Source organism: Haloferax profundi, from assembly GCF_001469865.1.
Classification (GTDB): Archaea; Halobacteriota; Halobacteria; order Halobacteriales; family Haloferacaceae; genus Haloferax; species Haloferax profundi.
The window spans coordinates 1-18,203 of sequence record NZ_LOPV01000097.1; the positions used below are offsets into that span (position 1 = coordinate 1).

An 18,203-nucleotide genomic window follows, 5' to 3' on the forward strand; every position below is an offset into this window, starting at 1 on the left:
AAGACGCGGTCTACCGCCTTCGTCGGGGAGCGAACAGTGTCGACGTGGATGTCACCGGCCACGTTGAGCACCGCCGCCGTCGCTGCGGCGAACGCACCCTCGTCGTCGACGAGAAGGACCTGAATGGGAGCGTCTGCTTCGCGGACGTCCCGAAGAGCCATACCGTAATGTCAGGTTAATTGATAATAATCGTACCGCCGGATTTGACCTCCTCGCCGGTCCAAGTCGGACGCCTTTTGACGATGCACCAAGTATACGCCTACAACTGAATGATCTCGAAGGGTTGCGAACAGTGCGCCATGGGCGGAAAGATGGTGCTGTTCGTCTACGGGTACTGCGACCAGCGTGATTGTTTCTACTGCCCACTCGGCGAGAACCGCAAGAACGTGACCGACGTGTACGCGAACGAACGACTCGTCGAGTCCGACGAGGACGTCATCGAGGAGGCAAAGCGTATGGACGCCCTCGGGTCGTCTATCACCGGCGGCGAACCCCAAGAGGCACTCGACAAGACCTGTCACTACATCTCGCTTCTCAAAGACGAGTTCGGCGAGGACCACCACATCCACCTCTATACGGGTATCACGGGCGGGCGAGAGAACATGCGCCGACTCGCCGAAGCGGGCCTCGACGAGATTCGCTTCCACCCACCGCTCGAACTGTGGGGCGACATGCACGGCACCGAGTGGGAAGATATCCTCTACATCGCCCGCGAAGAGGGCCTCACGCCGGCGTTCGAGATTCCGGGCATCCGCGCCGAACCGGAGTTCCTCGAATTCCTCGACGAAGGTGCCGCGGAGTTCTGTAACATCAACGAGTTCGAGATGTCCGACGGGAACTACCGCCGGATGCAAGAGAAGGGCTACGAACTCCAAGAGGGCCACATGTCGGCCGTCGATGGGTCGAAGCAGGCCATCCTCGACGAGATGGGCGACCACGAGCGCGTCTACTTCTGTACGTCTGTCTTCAAAGACGCCGCCCAGCACCGCAACCGCCTGAAGCGGATGGCACAGAACCTCAGTCGTCCGTTCGACGAGGTGACCGACGACGGGACACTCGTCTACGGAAAGACCTACACCCCGGCCGAGCGCTTCATCGAACTCGGCGTCCCCGACGAGTTCTACAGCATCAAGTCGAACCACGTCGAAGTCGCGTGGTGGTTGCTCGAAGAGATGATAGAAGACGGCGACGTCGAAGACGGCGAAATCGTCGAGCAGTACCCGACGTACGATGGGACCGTGGTCGAGCGAACGCCGTTAGCCTAGAACCCACCTGTGCATCATTTTTGGTCCAGATTTTTGCGGGGTGAGCGACAGCGAACCCCGGAAAAAGGTGGGACTGGGACCGTGGTCGAGCGAACGCCGTTGGCGTAATCACGGCGTTTCCTTCCCCTCGGCTCTGTTGAAATCCTCAGTCGGTGATAGTTTATTAGAGTCGTGCTGGATACACAGCGCGAGTCGGTCGTACGTCCTGTTGTTACGCTCGTAGTGAACTTACCCACTTTTGGAGTAGTACGTCATTATGTTCTATACGCCGGGGTGCCTCTGACATCAAACGCCGGCGTATTGCTTAACCGAGATGCCCGCTCGGTTTGGGACGTGAGGTGGGAGAATCCCCATGGTGGTGGGGAATTCTCCACAACTTACACAGATACCCAGATGGTGGATAGTCGGAGTAGGACAGTCAGATTTTCGAGTTGAAACTGCACCCCTGTCGGAGATGGAACCGTGAGAAATCTGCGGTAGAACTCGATTGACCAAACTGATGGCCAGTTCTTCGAGGGAATGCTGAACTCACACTCTGTCTGTGTCACGCACTACTTATCGAGGCCTGAAGGATTCAACAGATACCTCCTCCTCAATTTTCGTCCCGTCTATCTCTGTCGCCCGCGCGTGAGCGCGACGAACAGACTCGGTGCCACCACGAGTGCTGCCGCCGCCGCCGTCGTCGCATCGAGCGGCAGTCGCATCGCGAGGCCGAACAACGCGACGGAGAGGCCGAGGAGGACGCCGCCGGCGATGCCGAGACGTTGCTGTCGGTACGTCGGCCGGAACCCACGGGCGTCGGCGTAGAGCGCGCCCGAGAGTCCAATCACGAGGCCGAGAACCGCACTGAGTGTTCCGAGCAGTGGCGCGAACGCGAGGAACGTCGCGCCGACAGCGACAGCAGCGACGAGGGTCTGCATCGGTGACAGCGGGTTCACGTCGGCGCCAAATCGAGTGGCGTAGGCGGCCGGCGGCAACACGACCACAGTCGCGGCCAGTAGTGCTGGAACGAGGCCGACAGACGGGCGTTCGAGGAGGGCAGCACCCACAGTCAGCACGCCGAGTGCGACACCGATGCCGAGGATAACCCTCGGGGGGAGCGCCTCCGTCGGGTCGTCGGACCGAACGATGCCGAACGCGACGAACGGGTAGCAGACGACGACACCGAACAAGAGCGGGCGGAACAGGGCACCGGTCAGAACTGCGGCAGAGACAGTCGCAGAGAGTCCGAGGAAGACACCGATGAGCAGTGCGAACTCGGGGACACGTTCGGCCATGGTTCGGGGTTCGGGCGGGCGGCAGAAAGCGTTTCGACGGGTGACGGCCTACCCGCAAGCGTTTAGACTACCCCTCGTGTACCTCCGCCCATGTCGGACTGTCCACTCGCGGACGAGTGCCCCAGTTTCTCTGAACGAATCAAGGGGATGGGGTGCCAATACTACGGCGACCGTGGCGGTGCAGAGTGGTGTGACCACTACGAGCGGCCCATCTACGAACTGAAGCAACAACCCGTCAAACCGGGCGAAGAAGTCGTCGTCACCGTGGAGGACATCCACGAGAGCGGTGCTGGTGTCGGGCGAACCGAAGACGGGTTCATCGTCTTCGTCGACGGCCTGCTACCGGAGGCGCGGGCAATCGTCCGCATCGACCAGGTGAAAGGGAGTCACGCCCGCGCGAAGAAAATCGTCGAGAGACTCCCGCTCGACCCCGACGCGGACGAATCGGAGGGCGAGACTAGCGAAGAAAGCGCCGCAGAGCCAGCAGAGTCGAAGAAGCGCTCGAAACCCAAGCGACCCGAAGCGCTCGGGAGCAGAGACAACTTCTGGGGCGAGTAGCGGCACCTCGCCGCCGCGGCCCAGTGGACAGTCAGCCTGCTGTATCTTTTTTCACCCCGGAAGCATATTCCGTGGTATGAGCGACGCTGGACACGACGACGAGACGGTCCCCGACGTAGACGAACTCCTCGACGCTGCAGGGTTCGACCCCGAGCAGAGCGTTCTCACCCGCCGTCAGGCCGAAGTCCTCGCACTCCGTGAGCAGGGAGTGCGCCAGTCGACTATCGCCGACCATCTCGGAACCTCGCGCGCGAACGTCTCCAGCGTCGAAGCGAGTGCCCGCGCCAACGTCGAGAAGGCCCGCGAGACGGTCACGTTCGTGGACGCGCTCACCGCACCCGTTCGCATCGAAGTGCCGGCCGGGAGCGACCTCTACGACGTGCCGAAACAAGTCTACGACGCCTGCGACGAGGCAGGTGTCAAGGTCAACCAGACGGCCCCAGACCTGATGAAAATCGTCTCCGACGCCGCCGGTGAGGCCGTGAAAGGCCGGGAAATCAAAGACCCGCTCTTCGTCGGCGTCACGAGTGACGGGCGCGTTCGCGTTCGCCGCCACGCGGACACGGTCTGACGCCGGCCGCCGGGGTGCGGGAGGTGTCGTCTCGAACCGACCGCCCACCGTACGTTTTTGCTCGCGGCGGGCGTCGCGTCCCACATGGACCTCGGAATCGACGGTGATACGGTAATCGTGACGGCGAGTTCGGCCGGTCTCGGGCGCGCGAGTGCCGAAGCACTCGCGTCCGAAGGAGCGAACGTGGTCATCTGCGGACGCGACTCGGAGCGTCTCGCGGAGACCGAAGCAGCACTGCGTGACCTCGCTGGCGACGTGGTGGGCGTCGAGACGGACATCACGAGCAAGAAAGAGATAGACGCCCTCGTGGAGGCGGCCGTCGAGGAGTTCGGCGGCGTCGACCACGTCGTCACGTCCGCCGGCGGCGTCCCGCCGGGCGGGTTCGCCGATTTGACGGAGAAAGAGTGGTACGGTGCGTTCGACATGCTCGTGATGAGCGCCGTCTGGACGGTCAAATCTGCCCGGCCACACCTCGAAGCGAGCGACGCCGGCACCATCACCTGTATCACCTCGACGACGGTCAGAGAGGTCATCGACGACCTCATCCTCTCGAACGCGGTCCGGCGTGGCGTCATCGGCCTCGTGAAGTCGCTCTCGCGGGAACTCGCACCCAGTGTCCGCGTGAACGCGGTCCTCCCGGGCGCACACGAGACGAGTCGTATCGAAGAACTAGTCGAGGCAGCAGTCGAACGCGGTGACCACGACACCTACGAGGAGGGTCTCGAATCGTGGTCCGACGGGATTCCACTGGGCCGCGTCGGCGACCCGCGTGAACTCGGCGACGTGGTCGCCTTCCTCGCCAGCGACCGGGCGAGTTTCGTCAACGGTGCGTGCGTGCCAGTCGACGGCGGACGACTGCGAAGCGCCTGAGAACTGGACCTGTCGGATTAGAACCGATCTGCTTCTTTCAACTGTGCGACTACCTCGCGGACACGCTGAGCCTCGGCTTTGGGGACGACGAGGACGTTCTCGTCCCACGACACCACCGCGAGGTCCGAGACGCCGACGAGTGAGACGTTCGCGCCGTCGGTGGCGACGACGTTGTCGGCGGCGTCGACGAACGTCGGGTCGTCTCCGAGTGCGACGTTTCCGTCTTCGTCGGCGGCGAGAATGCGAGCGAGGGCGTCCCACGACCCCAGGTCGTCCCACTCGAAGTGAACCGGAACGACAGCCGCGTCAGCTGCACGTTCCATCACCGCGTAGTCGATGCTGACCGCGCCGACGGCATCGAATCCGGCGTCCGGGTCGCCATCGTCGAGGGCATCGACCAAGGGTTCGAGCGGTGAGTCTCGCGCGGCGTCGAAGAGAGCCTCGGGCGTCCACGCGAACATCCCGGCGTTCCAGAGGTACCCGTCTTCGACGTACGTGGTGGCCGTCTCTTCGTCTGGTTTCTCGTGGAAGGCGACGAGGTCACGGTGGTCGCCGTGGTCCGTCCCGGGTTCGATGTATCCGTAGCCAGTGTCCGGGCGGGTTGGGTCGACGCCGAATGCGACGAGGGAGTCGGTGTCGGCGGCGACATGGGCCCCACGGGCCATCGCGTCTGAAAAGCCGTCGCCGACGTGGTGGTCGCTCGGGAGGACGACCACGACCGGATTGTCGTACAGGTCTGCGATTCGGTGGGTCGCGTAGACGAGTGCCGGGCCGGTGTCTTTCGCCGCGGGTTCGACGACGACGTCGGCGTCAGGTGCGTGGTCGGCTATCTGGTCGGCGAACGCTGGGCGCGTGGAGACGACGACGTGGTCGGCGAAGTCTGCGCGGGAGACGGTTTCGGAGAGTAGAGAGTGGTCGCCGTCGAGCGAGAGGAACTGCTTGGGTCGGGTGCTTCTACTCGCGGGAAAGAGGCGCGTGCCGGTTCCACCGGCGAGGACGAGGGCGACGATTGGACGGTCCATGCTCGGGGGTCACGCTACAGGGTGAAAATTCTACAGACAGTCGGCCGGTCACCACGTCTCGACGATACCCTCGCGGATATCCTCGACGCACCCCTGACAGTCCGGGTGGTCGGGGTCGAAGCACGCGGGGCGGCCTTTGGCGTCGATGGCGACGGCGCGACGCTCGACGTGTCGACGACAGACGATTTTCGCCCGTCCCTCTGCGTCGTGCGGAAGGGACTCGAACGCGTCGGACGACGAGTGGCCCTCACGGTAGGCACGTTTGACCTCCTCGTAACGCTTGCCAGCAGTTCGGGCAGCGCTTCGGATGATGCTCTCGAGGCGGTCGTCCATGCACAGTGATGTGTGCCCCGAGGCTATCAATTCCTCGCTCTTTTCGGGGGCGACACGCGCGCTCGACCGGCCGACGTTCACTTTCACTCCGCCCTATGCAACTTTTTATATGAATACGCATCCAAGCTCCGTATGCCTCCCAATGGAAACCAAGGTGGAGGCGAGGAAGACCATGACTGATTTGCGAACCCACGCAGCGGAGATAGCTGAACAGTTCTCGGACCACCTAGACGTGTCCGCAGACGAGGTCGAAGAACGACTCGAGAGCCTCGTCAGTGAGTACCGTGTCCCGGTCGACGAAGCGCGCCGAAGTGTCGTCAACAGTTACCTCGACGAGGCGGGCATCGACCGAGACGAACTCGGCGGTGGTGCCGGCGGCAACGAACAGACCCTGCTCAACGACATCGACGAAGACGAGCAGTGGGTCGACGTGCGAGCGAAAGTCGTCGAACTCTGGGAACCCCGGAGCGACGCCATCGCACAGGTCGGCCTGCTCGGCGACGAATCCGGCCGCATGAAGTTCGTCTCCTTTACCACGTCCGAACTCCCCGAACTCGAAGAGGGGACGTCGTACGCACTCGGGAACGTCGTCACCGACGAGTACCAGGGCAACTTCTCCGTGAAACTCAACCGCACGACGAGCATCACGGAACTCGACGAAGACATCGAAGTCGGCGACGACTCGACGAGCGTCGAGGGTGCACTGGTGGACATCCAGTCCGGGAGCGGCCTCATCAAGCGCTGCCCCGAAGAAGGCTGTACGCGCGTCCTCCAGAACGGGCGCTGTTCCGAACACGGCAACGTCGAAGGTGAGTTCGACCTCCGCATCAAGGCCGTCCTCGACGACGGCGACGAAGTCCACGAAGTCATCTTCAACCGCGAGATGACCGAGGAACTGACCGGTATCGAACTGGACGAGGCGAAGCAGATGGCCATGGACGCCCTCGACACCACCATCGTCGAAGAAGAGATGCGCGGCGACCTGGTCGGGTACTACTACCGCGTCACCGGGCCGACGCTCGGACGGTACGTGCTCGCCAACGAAGTCGAGCGCCTGAGTGACCCGACAGATGCTGAAGAACTGCTCGTCAAAGCGAGGTCGATGTAAATGAGTTCCAACGAAATCCCCACCCGAGAGGTCGCCCGACGCGTCTTCGCACAAGAGTTCAACGACGCCGGTTACACGTTCAAAGAGTCCGACGACGAACGCGCACCCGTCTACGTGCTGCTCCCGACGGGCGAGAGCGCAAACCGTATCTTCCTCGTCGGTACCCTCACCGAGAAAGAAGACGTCGGCGAAGACAACGAGTACTGGCGTGGTCGCATCGTCGACCCCACGGGGACGTTCTTCGTCTACGCCGGCCAGTATCAACCCGAGGCGGCGAGCGCACTGCGTGACCTCGAAGCGCCCGCGTACGTCGCCGTCGTCGGCAAACCGCGGACCTACGAGACAGACGACGGGAACATCAACGTCTCCGTCCGCCCCGAGTCCATCACCGAAGTCGATGCGGCGACGCGCGACCGCTGGGTGACCGAGACTGCGTCGCGGACGCTCGACCGAATCGACGCGTTCGACGACGAAGGCAACGAGTACGCACTGATGGCGCGCGAGAACTACGACCTGCCGGTCGACACCTACAAAGATGCCGCCATCGCCGCACTCGAGAGCCTCGAACAGGCCGACGAACTGAGCGCGTAACTCACCTCCACCGAGCGACGCGCCTCGGACATCGAGTCGACCAACACTGACGGCCTATTTCCACCGTCACACGCCCCATTTTACGCGGACGACCACGCCGAGAGCCCCTCGTCTGACGAAATCTTAAGTGCCCGGCCTACGGACCGTCGAGTATCATGGGCAACAAGAACAAGACCATCTCGTTCCGCGTCAACGAAGACGCGTTCGAGACACTCCGGGAGATTGCCGAAGAGCGGGACATCTCCCTGTCCGCCGTCTTCCGCGACTACGTGGACACGTTAGTTGCCCACGACGGTCAGGTACAGGTCGTCCCGAAACACGAACTGGAGAAGCTTCGCGAGGGAGAGAGCGACGAAGAGTCGTTCCCGCCGACGGTCGAAGTGCCGAAGAGTTTCATCCGCGAACACGAGCGCCTCGAACTGGAGGCCGAACACCTCCGCGAGCAACTCGAAGAGCACAAAGGCTACGTGAACTACCTCCGCGAGCAACTCGAACGTGACCACGACGATGTCGAGGAGGTCATCCAACTGGAGGACCTCGACGCGCCGGGCGAAGAACACTCGTTTCGACTCGGATAGCTGACGGCCCGAGCGACGACGAAACAGACGGTGACCTCAGCGCGGGCCGACGAGATCTTTTTTCGCTTGCCGCGCTTCGTCTAGCATCTCTCTGTCGCCTTCGACGTCGGCGAGTGCTTCGACCGATTCGAGCGTCCGAACTGCGTCGTCGAGGAACGACAGCACGTCGCCGGGATAGGCGTAGACCATGTACTCGTCGCTCATCACGTCGACGATGGCGTCGGGGCCGAGTCCCTGCGCCCGGAGTTCGAGGAGGTAATTGATGAACTGCCGTTCGGGGTACCCGGTGTAGATGTCGTCCGAGTTCTCGCAGTCGAGGAAGTCCTCGGCGAAGTCGAGGAGGCGGTCACGAGTCGCACCGTTGACTTTCGAGAGGCCCTCACCGGAGTAGAGGACTTCGAGCGTCGCCCCGCTGAAGACGCGCTTCGGGATGTTGGCGTCCAGTTGCGAGACGATTTGGCGGTGATTTTTGAGATAGATTTTGTCCGTGATAGCCACGCGTGGACGTCTCTACGAATCTGACGAGCAAAAGATTCCCGCTCTCGTCGCCTCCGAGAGGCGGCTATATTCCTGTCGAGTGCGTACTACGTGGGATGGAACCAAGTCGTATCGGTGTTCTCGGCAGCGGAGACGTGGGACGGGCACTCGGACGAGGGTTCGCCCGCCACGGGTGGGACGTGACACTCGGCACCCGAAGTCCGGACGAACTTCGAGCAGAGCTCGGCCCATCTGAGGAAGGAGTCGCCGTCGGCACGTTCGCAGAGGCCGCGGCCCACGGCGATGTGGTCATTCTGGCCGTCCTCGGCGACGCCGCGGAAGCAGTCGTCGATATGGCTGGCCCAGACACCTTCGCGGGGAAACTCGTCCTCGACGCGACGAACCCGCTGGACTTCTCCGAGGGTGTGGCACACCTCTCCTTCGGCGGAACCGACTCCCTCGGTGAACGGATTCAAGAGAGACTCCCGGACGCGTCGGTGGTGAAGTGTTTCAACACCGTCTCGAACAGCCAGATGGTCGACCCAGAGTTCGAGGAGGGAACGCCGCCGATGTTTATCTGCGGCGACGACGACGAGGCCAAGGAGCAGACGGAGGCCATCCTCGTCGAACTGGGGTGGCCGGGCGTGATGGACGTTGGCGGTATCACGTCTGCGCGGTATCTGGAAGCGCTCGTCCCCCTGTGGGTCCGTGTCGGGTCGAATCTGGGGACGTGGAAGCACGCGTTCAAAGCGGTGCAGTAGGGGTGTGGTCTGGTCGCCCACTGTGAGCGACTGTCACCCCGACGCCGTAGCGTAACGTATTTTAGTCGTAGCGGATTACAGATGGTTGCAGCGTGTCCGGGTTGGGGTAGTGGACTATCCTTCAGCCTTGTGGAGGCTGAGACGCGGGTTCAATTCTCGCACCTGGACCTTCTTCACATTCTCACACTTTCGAGCGTGTGCTCACGCCAGTGAGCACCGCGAGACCCGTCTGAGAATGTGCGAAGTCCGACGGAGAGAATTGAACCAGCGAGCAGCTTGCTGCGAGTGAGGTTCACGCGAGCGATGCGAGCGTGAGTCGAAGACTCACAGCGTTCTCGAACTGACCCGCCCAGACCCACAAGACACATACACAGATAGTTTGACACGAGCGTGTGAAATCAGCCACACGGGTTCTCGTCCTCCTCGCGGTCCTCCTCTCAGCAGGGTGCCTTAGCACCGCACCGACTGCCGAGCAGACGCAGACGGCGACTGCCACAGCGAGTTCAACACCAACACCGCCGATAAGCGACGACGAGGCAATCGAGCGAGCGACCACGTACCACGAAGCACAGATGCTGGACAGCATCGAATACGACGAGTACGATGTGGGGCGTCCGACTACACGGGTCACGAATCGAGCGGAGAGAGGCGTGTACGTCGAGGTGGAGCAGGGATACTCGCACACCAGTGGGGGAGTGAGAGTCAACCATTTGACGGAGGCAAAATACTTCGTCAACGAGACGACTATCCGGCAAGTGTACTGAGAGCAGACTGAGACAGGATGCGAAAAAATTCACAGTCGAATCGTGACTGGACGCCTCAGAATGCCCTCTGAGGCCAGGTTCGTATCGTGCGTCTCCGCCGCGTGTTTCTGAACGAACGCTACGCGTTCGTCGTCCTCGGATGCGACCGAGAACTCACAGTTGTACCCCCGCGTCGCGGCAGACGACTCGTGTGGACATTTCTGTGTCACCACCTCCGTGGCACGATAACATAGCACTCGATTGAGCATAACCGTTGTGAACCCGTCTGAGACAGGAGAACCGTCGCCGACAGACCGACCAAAACGAGTACGTCTTTCTCACAGCGACCCTACCACTCAGCCAATGCACGTCGCCATCCTCACCGTGGGTAACGAACTGCTCGCCGGCGATATCGAGAACACGAACGCGACGTGGATAGCCCAGCGACTCACCGAAGGCGGCGCGACGGTAGCACGAATCCAGACGGTTCCCGACGACCACGAGGTCATCGCAGACGTGGTCGCCGAGTGGAGCGACGCCTTCGACGCGGTCATCGTCACCGGTGGCCTCGGCGGGACGCCGGACGACATCACGATGGAGGCCGTCGCGGCAGGGTTAGACCGCGAGTTCGTCGTCGTCGACGAGGCGGCCGAACAGGTCGAGACGACCATCGCCGCCATCCTCGAACGGCGACCAGACATCGACTTCGACCTCGACGTGGCGTGGTACGCCTCGATGCCCGAGGGAGCCGAGGTACTCCCGAACGACGAGGGACTCGCGCCGGGATGCCGAGCAGGGAACGTCTACGTCCTCCCGGGCATCCCCGACGAGATGAAACCGATGTTCGACTCGATTGCCGAGCGATTCGCCGGCGACAGAGAATCCCGTGAGTTCTACGCCGACGCGCCGGAGGGGGCAGTCGCCCGCGAACTCGGGCAAGTCGCCGAACAGTTCGGCGTCGAAGTCGGGAGTTACCCAAGCCGTGGCGGGCCGACGCGCATCAAACTCTCCGGATTCGACCCCGTCGTCCTCGACGACGCCGTCGCGTGGGTCTGGGAACACGCGACGGTCGAACTGTACGAGACAGAAGCAGCGGTGAAAGAAGCGAACCGAGAGGCGTCGAGTTAGCGGAGTTGCGCGAGTCCGCCCTCGCTCCGTGGCATCGCGTCGAGCGACCCGCGACTGCGGATGATGTTGAACGCAGTCACGAGGTCAGACCGCGAGACGAGTCCGACGAGTTCTCCCTGTTCGTCGACGACCGGAAGTCTGCCGACACCGCGTTCTTGCATGAGGGCGATGGCGTCCATCGCGTCGGCGGAGGGGTCGATAGTCGCGAGTTCGTCGCTCATGATGTCTTCGACGCGGTAGGCGTCGCGTTCGACTTCTCTGACGCCGCGAGCGTCGTCTAGTGTGACCATCCCGACGAGGGCACCGTTTCTGAGGACCGGATACCCGGTGTGCCGTTCGACGAACATCCGTTCGAGGAGTTCCGCGACGCTCGTCTTCTCGTCGACGACGTCGAGGTTCTCGCGGGCGGTCATGATGTCGTTGACGACGACATCTTGAAACGTCGCTTTGAGGACGGTCTGTTGGGCCTCACCGGACGCGCCCATGTAGATGAAGAAGGCGAGTGCGACCAAGAAGAGGTTGAAGAACAGACCGAAGATGCCGAGCAGGAAGGCGAACACCTTCCCGACTTCTGCGGCCATCTGGGTCGCCTTCGCGTGCGGGCGGGTTCGGGCGAGGAGGGCACGGAGGACGCGTCCACCGTCCATCGGGAAGCCTGGGAGCATGTTGAACACCGCGAGCGAGATGTTCATCAGCGCGAGATAGCCAGTGACGAACTTCAGCGGTGCCAGCGAATCGGGCAGCGCGACGAAACCAGCGTACGCGACGATGCCGATAGCAACCGAGACGAGTGGTCCGGCGACGGCGATGGTGAACTCCTGTTTCCAATCCTCTGGAATCTCCTTGAACCGGGCGACGCCGCCGAAGAGCCACAGGGTAATCGACTCGATTTCGTAGCCGTATCGCATGGCGACGAGTGAGTGCCCGAACTCGTGGAGGAGGACGCCGGCGAACAGGCCGATTGCGGCGGCACTGCCGAGAATCCACTGGAGGGACCCGTCTGAGAGGGCTTCACCATCGATAGACGTGCCGAAGAGGTCGTTGATGAGGAGCGATAGGTTGCCGACGTCAGACCCGATAAGCCACGCAAAGAGCGGGAGGATGAGTAGGAACGTGAGGTCCAACCTAATCGGGATGCCGAAGGCGCTACCGATGCGGATTCCTCGCATACCGGTACTAGCCACGCAGGGGGCTTAAGTAGTCAGGCCAGTGGGAAGGGGGCAAGGTTTACGCGGACCGGCGATGGACGGAGAGATATGAGTGATTCCCGACCGGAACCAGTCGTCAAGCGCGGCGGCGATATCGACTACGAGGCAGTCGGTGCCGCCGAGGGCATGTCCAAAGGCGTCCTCGTCTCTGACGCCGACGGGGCGCCGAACTTCGCCATCCGTCGGTTCGTCCTCGACGCCGGTGCGTCCGTGCCGAAGCACACGAACGAAGTCGAACACGAACAGCACGTCCTCTCCGGGCGTTACGTCGTCGGCATCGAAGACGAAGAGTACGAAGTCGAAGCGGGCGACTCTATCTTCATCCCTGCGGGCACCGTCCACTGGTACCGAAACGAGTCCAGCGAGGAAGGGTCGTTCCTCTGTGCGGTTCCGAACGGTGACGACACGATACAGGTCGTCGACGACGAGTAAGCGACGGAGTGGCGTGGTCGTAACCAAGGGTCTGCACGACTCGCAGGCGAATCCCTGAAATACCACGTCACCGTAGCAGGCATCGTGTCTAAACAGGTCACCCGCGTCGACACGCTCTTTCTCCACCAGGTGGACGACGACTACCTCGTGGTCGTCCAGCGGGATGGAAAGCGGGTGCTCCGCGGGAAACTCGAACTGAAAGAGACGAACGCGGGGCCCCGCCCGTTGCGATTCCTCGTCATCCGCAAGGGCGAGGAGACGCCACGCGACCCGAGTCAGTTCGTCGAACTCGCCCGGTCAGCCTCGCGAATTCGCATCTCCCAACAGACCTCGAACGACGGTCGCGAGGAACTCAAGGAGATGCTCGACGGCTACCAACTCGAAGCGCTCGTCGTCCGCACCTGCCGCCGGTGTTCGGCGAACGGCCGCTACTCCCCAATCACGGACGAGACAGCCATCAAAGCCGAACACGAGTACGTCTGCCGCGACTGTGCCGTCCGCGAACTCGAACAGGAACTCTCGTTCGCCGGCGGCCTCACGAAAGCGGCGCAAGAACGCCTCGAAGAACTCCTCTACGAGACGCAGGACCTGACCCGAATCACGAACCTCTTACAGGGCGAGTTGGACCCCGACCTGACGAAGTTCGACACCATCAGCGCGACGACCGAAGACGTGGACCTCGTCGACACCGCCGACCTCGACGTGCATCCCAATCTGAAGTCGATGCTCACAGACCGGTTCGAGACGTTGCTTCCCGTCCAGAGTCTCGCCGTACGAAACGGTGTCCTCGACGGCGACGACCAGTTGGTCGTCAGCGCCACCGCGACGGGGAAGACGCTCATCGGCGAACTCGCCGGCATCGACCGCATGCTGAAAGGAAAGGGGAAGATGCTCTTTTTGGTCCCGCTCGTCGCCCTCGCCAACCAGAAACACGAGGACTTCAAGGAGCGATACGGTCACCTCGGGAAGGTCACAATCCGCGTCGGCGCGAGTCGAATCAACGACGACGGAAACCGCTTCGACCCGAATGCGGACGTCATCGTCGGCACCTACGAAGGTATCGACCACGCACTCCGGACGGGCAAAGACCTCGGTGACATCGGCACTGTCGTCATCGACGAGGTCCACACGCTCAAAGAAGAAGAACGCGGCCACCGTCTCGACGGGATGATTTCGCGATTGAAGTACTACTGCGAGACGCGAGCAGCACGCCGCGACGACTACGGCGGCGCGCAGTGGATTTACCTCTCTGCGACCGTCGGCAACCCGAAGTGGTTGGCCCAGAACCTCCGCGCCAACCTCGTCGAGTACGAAGACCGACCGGTCCCCATCGAGCGACACGTCACCTTCGCCAAGGGGCAGGAGAAACCCCGCATCGAGAACCGTCTCGTCAAGCGGGCGTTCGACACGAAGTCCTCGAAAGGATACCGTGGGCAGACCATCATCTTCACCAACTCGCGCCGGCGGTGTCACGAGATTTCGCGGAAAATGGAGTACAACGCCGCGCCGTACCACGCCGGACTGGACTACAAACGCCGAAAGCGGGTCGAACGCCAGTTCGCCAATCAGGACCTCGCCGCCGTCGTGACCACCGCTGCACTCGCTGCAGGTGTCGACTTCCCGGCGTCACAGGTCATCTTCGACACGCTGGCGATGGGTATCGAATGGCTCTCTGTACAGGAGTTCAGCCAGATGCTCGGTCGAGCGGGACGGCCCGACTACCACGACAGAGGGACCGTCTACCTGCTGGTCGAACCCGACGCCTCGTACCACAACTCGATGGAGATGACCGAAGACGAAGTCGCGTTCAAACTCCTGAAAGGTGAGATGGAAGCGGTTCGAACCGTCTACGACGAGTCCGCCGCCGTCGAAGAGACGCTGGCTAACATCGTCGTCGCCGGGAAGAAGGCGAAGTCGCTCAACGACCGGATGCTGGGAGAACTCCCGACGACCCACGCAGTGGGTAAACTGCTCGAATGGGGCTTCATCGACGGCCTCGACCCGACACCGCTCGGTCTCGCGGTTACCCGGCAGTTCCTCTCACCGAGCGAGGCGTTCCGCATCCTCGACGGCATCCGGAACGGCCTCTCGCCGTACGACATCGTCGCCGACCTGGAACTCGCCGAAGAAGGTCGGTAGCGACTTCCGAATCCCGCACGCTTTTCGGGTGCCGGCGCGTCCGTGACTCCGTGGTAGCGATAACGCCGGCCATGCTCGTCGTCTTCGCCGTCATCCTCGTCGCGTTGGCGTTCTTTGCGACCGAACCGGTTCCTGTCGACGTGACGGCAATCGGGGTCATGGTGACGTTGATGTTGATTCAACCTGTCTCGGAGACACTGGTGGGTGTCGGTCTGCTCGGTACACCTATCGTCCTCTTCGAGTCGTATCCAGGCGACGCACTCTCTGGGTTCGCTAACACGGCGACGCTGACGGTCCTCGCGATGTTTATCCTGAGCGAAGGCGTCCAACGGACCGGCGTCATTCAGATACTTGGCGCGAAGATTTCGGCGCTCACCGGCGAGAGCGAGTTGAAGCAACTGGGGGCGACTGTCGGTGTCGTCGGTCCCATCTCTGGGTTCATCAACAACACCGCCGCCGTCGCCATCTTGCTGCCGATGGTGACCGACCTCGCAGAGCGCGGACGAACCTCGCCGTCGAAACTCCTCTTGCCGCTCTCGTACGCCTCCATGTTCGGTGGTATGCTGACGCTCATCGGAACGTCGACCAACATCCTCGCCAGTGACGTGTACTCGCGCATCACCGGGGAAGCGCCCTTCTCGATGTTCGAGTTCACGACGCTCGGCGCCCTCGTCATGGTCGTCGGGACGGTTTACCTCCTCACAATCGGTCGACGACTCACGCCCGCACGAATCGAACCCCGACTCGACCTGACCGAGGAGTTCGAGATGGCCGAGTACCTCACCGAAGTGGTCGTCCGCGACGACTCCCCACTCGTCGGCCAGCAGGTCCAGCAGGCCCTCGTCGAGACGGAGTTCGACGTGGACCTCCTGCAACTGATTCGCGGCGACAGCGTCTTCCTCGAACCTCTCGGGCCGAAGGAGATACAGACTGGCGACGTGTTCACGGTCAGGACTGACCGCAACACCCTCGTCGAACTCCTCGACGTGGAAGGCCTCGACCTCGTCGGTGCGACGGTCACCGAAGACGAACTCGAAATCGCCGACAGAGGGCAGAACCTCGTCGAAGTGGTCGTCGCACCGGGGTCGTCGCTCGTCGGCGAGTCGCTGGCGACGGCGAGTTTCCGCCAGCGGTACGACGCGACTGTCCTCGCCCTCCGGCGTGGTGGCGAACTCATCCGACGCCGAATGGACAACTTGCCACTCCGCGTCGGTGACACGTTGCTCGTACAGGCGACGACCGAGAGTATCGAGCGTCTCGACACCAACCGTGACTTCATCGTCGCCCAAGAAATCGAGCGTCACGACTACCGCGAGTCCAAGATTCCGGTCGCCGTCGGTATCGTCGCCGGCGTCGTCGCGTTGGCGGCACTCGACTTCATTCCAATCGTCGTGTCGGCCTTGCTCGGGTCACTCGCGATGGTCGCGACGAAGTGCCTCCGTCCGACCGAACTGTACGACGCTGTCCAGTGGGACGTCATCTTCCTCCTCGCGGGCGTCATTCCGCTCGGCATCGCCATGGAGAACTCCGGTGCCGCCGAACTCCTCGCCGAGATGGTCGTGATGAGCGGCGAGTTCCTCCCCCTCGTCGCTGTCCTCGGCGTGTTCTACTTCGTGACGGCGCTGTTGACGAACGTCATCTCGAACAACGCGAGCGTCGTCCTCATGATACCCGTCGCTATCGAAGCGGCGGCGACGTTGGGCGCGCGTCCGTTCTCGTTCGTCCTCGCGGTCATGTTCGCGGCGTCGACGGCGTTCATGACGCCGGTTGGCTACCAGACGAACCTCTTCGTGTACGGTCCCGGCGGGTACAAGTTCACGGACTACATGCGCGTCGGTGGCCCGCTACAACTGGTCCTCGGCATCGTGACGACCATCGGGGTGGCGTACTTCTTCCCCCTGACCTGACGATTAGGAACGAAACCCTTTACACTACGACGAGAAGAGAAGTATATGCGGGACCGTGGGTTAGCCTGGTATACTTCGGGCCTTGGGTGCCCGTGACCCCGGTTCAAATCCGGGCGGTCCCACTTCTATGCGAACTCACCTACCGAGCACCGCGTAGCGTGTGCGAGGGACATCGAGTTCGCGGTGGATGGACGAAAAGCGGATTTGAACCCGACGAGACCGAACGAAGTGAGGTCGCGGCTTGGTTCACAATCCGGGCGGTCCCACTTCTATGCGAACTCACCTACCGAGCACGTCGTCACGCACTAGCACCACATCCCAGCACCGGAGGTGTTATGAACCGAAAGAAGAGACGAACAGATAGGCGGCACGGTCAGCAGCACCTTTCAACCACCGTGGTTTCCACGTGTGGTCGCCGCTGACTGGCCTACCCCGTCTCTCTAACAATCACGAGCGACGGCGCTCGTACATCCCGAAACCACCACACGCAGAGCGTCAGGTACGCAACCGGACCAGTCGAATCTCCTCCGAACTGCTCGGCGTGAGCGACTCAAGAACACAGTTTAGACTCGTGATAGTCTGGGCGACAAGTATTTGTGGAGTGGTCACAAGTGACATAGTGTATCGCTATGAAGCCGTGCCACAGTTGTCAGGCGGTCATCGACGAGTACATCTTGGACAAACAACTCGAGAACCTGCGCGACCTCACAGTCGACGATTTCAACGTCTGTGCGGACTGTGCGACCATCGTCGACGATGCGTGCGTGGAGTGCGGCGGTGCCGTGTACGTCCCACGAGGAGAATCAGTCACGCCCGACTATTGTCCGGCGTGCCGGTCTGACCTCATCGAACGTACCGGCCACGACCCCGGGTGGACCTGCGATACCATCTCGACCTGAACGGTACCGTAGCCCGGGACCCACTGTTTCTTCGTTCACACGCGATAGCGGTTCGCTCCCGTAGAACGGACGTGACCCGCTGAGTGTGACTCATCCGCCTTTCTTTCGGTACCAAAAGCGCTCACCGACGGGAGACTGTCCTGCCTCGATGTCGAGTCTGCTGACGAAGAGGTCCCGAATCGCGAGCGTGACGACCAACTCGACGGACTCGCCGTCGTCACTCCGGGCGTGGACGACCCAGTGACCGTCGCGTTCTTCGACTGCCTCGACGGTTCCTTCGGTCCAGCGGTCGACGTCGTGCGTCGGTTCTCGGGCGTGGATTCTATCGTGGGGCAT

At 62.2% G+C, this 18,203-nt stretch carries 20 protein-coding genes and 2 tRNA genes; 16 read left to right on the plus strand and 6 right to left on the minus strand.

What is annotated here, in order from left to right; genetic code table 11:
• The first annotated feature begins 269 nt into the window (after positions 1-269).
• Positions 270-1,265 (plus strand): radical SAM protein, encoded by a 996-nt coding sequence (locus AUR66_RS04860; RefSeq protein ID WP_058571368.1) that lies wholly within the window; start codon positions 270-272, stop codon positions 1,263-1,265.
• Positions 1,266-1,873: 608 nt separating this feature from the next.
• Here the strand turns inward: AUR66_RS04860 and AUR66_RS04865 are convergent.
• Positions 1,874-2,542, minus strand: a complete 669-nt coding sequence (locus AUR66_RS04865; protein WP_058571369.1) for a hypothetical protein — start codon at positions 2,540-2,542, stop codon at positions 1,874-1,876.
• A 90-nt stretch (positions 2,543-2,632) separates the two neighbouring features.
• Here AUR66_RS04865 and AUR66_RS04870 point away from each other — a divergent pair, with 90 nt between their 5' ends.
• From AUR66_RS04870 to AUR66_RS04880, 3 genes are all read left to right on the plus strand, one after another.
• On the plus strand, positions 2,633-3,100 hold the full coding sequence (locus AUR66_RS04870; RefSeq protein WP_058571370.1) for a TRAM domain-containing protein: 468 nt from the start codon (positions 2,633-2,635) through the stop codon (positions 3,098-3,100).
• Positions 3,101-3,176: 76 nt separating this feature from the next.
• Positions 3,177-3,671, plus strand: a complete 495-nt coding sequence (locus AUR66_RS04875) for a Tfx family DNA-binding protein (RefSeq protein ID WP_058571371.1) — start codon at positions 3,177-3,179, stop codon at positions 3,669-3,671.
• 84 nt (positions 3,672-3,755) lie between these two features.
• Entirely contained in the window at positions 3,756-4,541 is a 786-nt protein-coding gene (locus AUR66_RS04880; RefSeq protein WP_058571372.1) for an SDR family oxidoreductase, read from the plus strand.
• A gap of 17 nt (positions 4,542-4,558) precedes the next feature.
• Here AUR66_RS04880 and AUR66_RS04885 read toward each other — a convergent pair whose 3' ends face one another.
• Positions 4,559-5,563: a mannose-1-phosphate guanylyltransferase gene (locus tag AUR66_RS04885; RefSeq protein ID WP_058571373.1), complete on the minus strand. Its 1,005-nt coding sequence runs from the start codon at positions 5,561-5,563 to the stop codon at positions 4,559-4,561.
• 48 nt (positions 5,564-5,611) lie between these two features.
• Positions 5,612-5,896 (minus strand): DUF7091 family protein, encoded by a 285-nt coding sequence (locus tag AUR66_RS04890; RefSeq protein ID WP_058571374.1) that lies wholly within the window; start codon positions 5,894-5,896, stop codon positions 5,612-5,614.
• Positions 5,897-6,068: 172 nt separating this feature from the next.
• Between AUR66_RS04890 and AUR66_RS04895 the strand changes: the two genes are divergently transcribed.
• The 3 genes from AUR66_RS04895 (at position 6,069) to AUR66_RS04905 (ending at position 8,173) form a co-directional block, all read left to right on the plus strand.
• Positions 6,069-7,004 (plus strand): replication factor A, encoded by a 936-nt coding sequence (locus tag AUR66_RS04895; protein ID WP_058571430.1) that lies wholly within the window; start codon positions 6,069-6,071, stop codon positions 7,002-7,004.
• On the plus strand, positions 7,005-7,595 hold the full coding sequence (locus AUR66_RS04900; protein WP_058571375.1) for an RPA family protein: 591 nt from the start codon (positions 7,005-7,007) through the stop codon (positions 7,593-7,595).
• A 155-nt stretch (positions 7,596-7,750) separates the two neighbouring features.
• Positions 7,751-8,173, plus strand: coding sequence for a ribbon-helix-helix protein, CopG family (locus AUR66_RS04905; protein ID WP_058571376.1), 423 nt, complete (start codon positions 7,751-7,753; stop codon positions 8,171-8,173).
• A gap of 36 nt (positions 8,174-8,209) precedes the next feature.
• Here AUR66_RS04905 and AUR66_RS04910 read toward each other — a convergent pair whose 3' ends face one another.
• On the minus strand, positions 8,210-8,671 hold the full coding sequence (locus tag AUR66_RS04910; protein WP_058571377.1) for a DUF5814 domain-containing protein: 462 nt from the start codon (positions 8,669-8,671) through the stop codon (positions 8,210-8,212).
• Between the two features lie 95 nt (positions 8,672-8,766).
• Between AUR66_RS04910 and AUR66_RS04915 the strand changes: the two genes are divergently transcribed.
• The 4 genes from AUR66_RS04915 (at position 8,767) to AUR66_RS04935 (ending at position 11,282) form a co-directional block, all read left to right on the plus strand.
• Complete coding sequence (locus AUR66_RS04915) at positions 8,767-9,411, plus strand: NADPH-dependent F420 reductase (RefSeq protein WP_058571378.1); 645 nt, start codon at positions 8,767-8,769, stop codon at positions 9,409-9,411.
• A gap of 95 nt (positions 9,412-9,506) precedes the next feature.
• Positions 9,507-9,579: transfer RNA gene (locus AUR66_RS04920), tRNA-His, on the plus strand.
• A gap of 224 nt (positions 9,580-9,803) precedes the next feature.
• On the plus strand, positions 9,804-10,175 hold the full coding sequence (locus AUR66_RS04925) for a hypothetical protein (RefSeq protein ID WP_058571379.1): 372 nt from the start codon (positions 9,804-9,806) through the stop codon (positions 10,173-10,175).
• A 342-nt stretch (positions 10,176-10,517) separates the two neighbouring features.
• Positions 10,518-11,282, plus strand: coding sequence for a competence/damage-inducible protein A (locus tag AUR66_RS04935; protein ID WP_058571381.1), 765 nt, complete (start codon positions 10,518-10,520; stop codon positions 11,280-11,282).
• On the opposite strand, the gene AUR66_RS04940 is transcribed toward AUR66_RS04935, so the two are convergent.
• Positions 11,279-12,451, minus strand: a complete 1,173-nt coding sequence (locus tag AUR66_RS04940; RefSeq protein WP_058571382.1) for a CBS domain-containing protein — start codon at positions 12,449-12,451, stop codon at positions 11,279-11,281. The two genes, AUR66_RS04935 and AUR66_RS04940, sit on opposite strands and share 4 nt — an antisense overlap.
• A gap of 87 nt (positions 12,452-12,538) precedes the next feature.
• On the opposite strand from AUR66_RS04940, the gene AUR66_RS04945 reads away from it, so the two are divergent.
• From AUR66_RS04945 to AUR66_RS04965, 5 genes are all read left to right on the plus strand, one after another.
• Complete coding sequence (locus AUR66_RS04945) at positions 12,539-12,922, plus strand: cupin domain-containing protein (protein WP_058571383.1); 384 nt, start codon at positions 12,539-12,541, stop codon at positions 12,920-12,922.
• 84 nt (positions 12,923-13,006) lie between these two features.
• Positions 13,007-15,061: a DEAD/DEAH box helicase gene (locus AUR66_RS04950; RefSeq protein WP_058571384.1), complete on the plus strand. Its 2,055-nt coding sequence runs from the start codon at positions 13,007-13,009 to the stop codon at positions 15,059-15,061.
• A gap of 50 nt (positions 15,062-15,111) precedes the next feature.
• On the plus strand, positions 15,112-16,968 hold the full coding sequence (locus AUR66_RS04955; protein ID WP_058571385.1) for an SLC13 family permease: 1,857 nt from the start codon (positions 15,112-15,114) through the stop codon (positions 16,966-16,968).
• A 49-nt stretch (positions 16,969-17,017) separates the two neighbouring features.
• Positions 17,018-17,090: transfer RNA gene (locus AUR66_RS04960), tRNA-Pro, on the plus strand.
• Between the two features lie 507 nt (positions 17,091-17,597).
• Entirely contained in the window at positions 17,598-17,867 is a 270-nt protein-coding gene (locus AUR66_RS04965) for a DUF7571 family protein (protein ID WP_058571386.1), read from the plus strand.
• Positions 17,868-17,957: 90 nt separating this feature from the next.
• On the opposite strand, the gene AUR66_RS04970 is transcribed toward AUR66_RS04965, so the two are convergent.
• On the minus strand, positions 17,958-18,203 hold the full coding sequence (locus tag AUR66_RS04970; protein ID WP_058571387.1) for a DUF7861 family protein: 246 nt from the start codon (positions 18,201-18,203) through the stop codon (positions 17,958-17,960).

Excerpts from the sequence above, each read along its gene's own strand:
- AUR66_RS04860 (WP_058571368.1), top strand. The coding sequence starts at position 270 with ATGATCTCGAAGGGTTGCGAACAGTGCGCCATGGGCGGAAAGATGGTG.
- AUR66_RS04865 (WP_058571369.1), bottom strand. The coding sequence starts at position 2,542 with ATGGCCGAACGTGTCCCCGAGTTCGCACTGCTCATCGGTGTCTTCCTC.
- AUR66_RS04870 (WP_058571370.1), top strand. The coding sequence starts at position 2,633 with ATGTCGGACTGTCCACTCGCGGACGAGTGCCCCAGTTTCTCTGAACGA.
- AUR66_RS04875 (WP_058571371.1), top strand. The coding sequence starts at position 3,177 with ATGAGCGACGCTGGACACGACGACGAGACGGTCCCCGACGTAGACGAA.
- AUR66_RS04880 (WP_058571372.1), top strand. The coding sequence starts at position 3,756 with ATGGACCTCGGAATCGACGGTGATACGGTAATCGTGACGGCGAGTTCG.
- AUR66_RS04885 (WP_058571373.1), bottom strand. The coding sequence starts at position 5,563 with ATGGACCGTCCAATCGTCGCCCTCGTCCTCGCCGGTGGAACCGGCACG.
- AUR66_RS04890 (WP_058571374.1), bottom strand. The coding sequence starts at position 5,896 with ATGGACGACCGCCTCGAGAGCATCATCCGAAGCGCTGCCCGAACTGCT.
- AUR66_RS04895 (WP_058571430.1), top strand. The coding sequence starts at position 6,069 with ATGACTGATTTGCGAACCCACGCAGCGGAGATAGCTGAACAGTTCTCG.
- AUR66_RS04900 (WP_058571375.1), top strand. The coding sequence starts at position 7,005 with ATGAGTTCCAACGAAATCCCCACCCGAGAGGTCGCCCGACGCGTCTTC.
- AUR66_RS04905 (WP_058571376.1), top strand. The coding sequence starts at position 7,751 with ATGGGCAACAAGAACAAGACCATCTCGTTCCGCGTCAACGAAGACGCG.
- AUR66_RS04915 (WP_058571378.1), top strand. The coding sequence starts at position 8,767 with ATGGAACCAAGTCGTATCGGTGTTCTCGGCAGCGGAGACGTGGGACGG.
- AUR66_RS04935 (WP_058571381.1), top strand. The coding sequence starts at position 10,518 with ATGCACGTCGCCATCCTCACCGTGGGTAACGAACTGCTCGCCGGCGAT.
- AUR66_RS04940 (WP_058571382.1), bottom strand. The coding sequence starts at position 12,451 with ATGCGAGGAATCCGCATCGGTAGCGCCTTCGGCATCCCGATTAGGTTG.
- AUR66_RS04945 (WP_058571383.1), top strand. The coding sequence starts at position 12,539 with ATGAGTGATTCCCGACCGGAACCAGTCGTCAAGCGCGGCGGCGATATC.
- AUR66_RS04965 (WP_058571386.1), top strand. The coding sequence starts at position 17,598 with ATGAAGCCGTGCCACAGTTGTCAGGCGGTCATCGACGAGTACATCTTG.
- AUR66_RS04970 (WP_058571387.1), bottom strand. The coding sequence starts at position 18,203 with ATGCCCCACGATAGAATCCACGCCCGAGAACCGACGCACGACGTCGAC.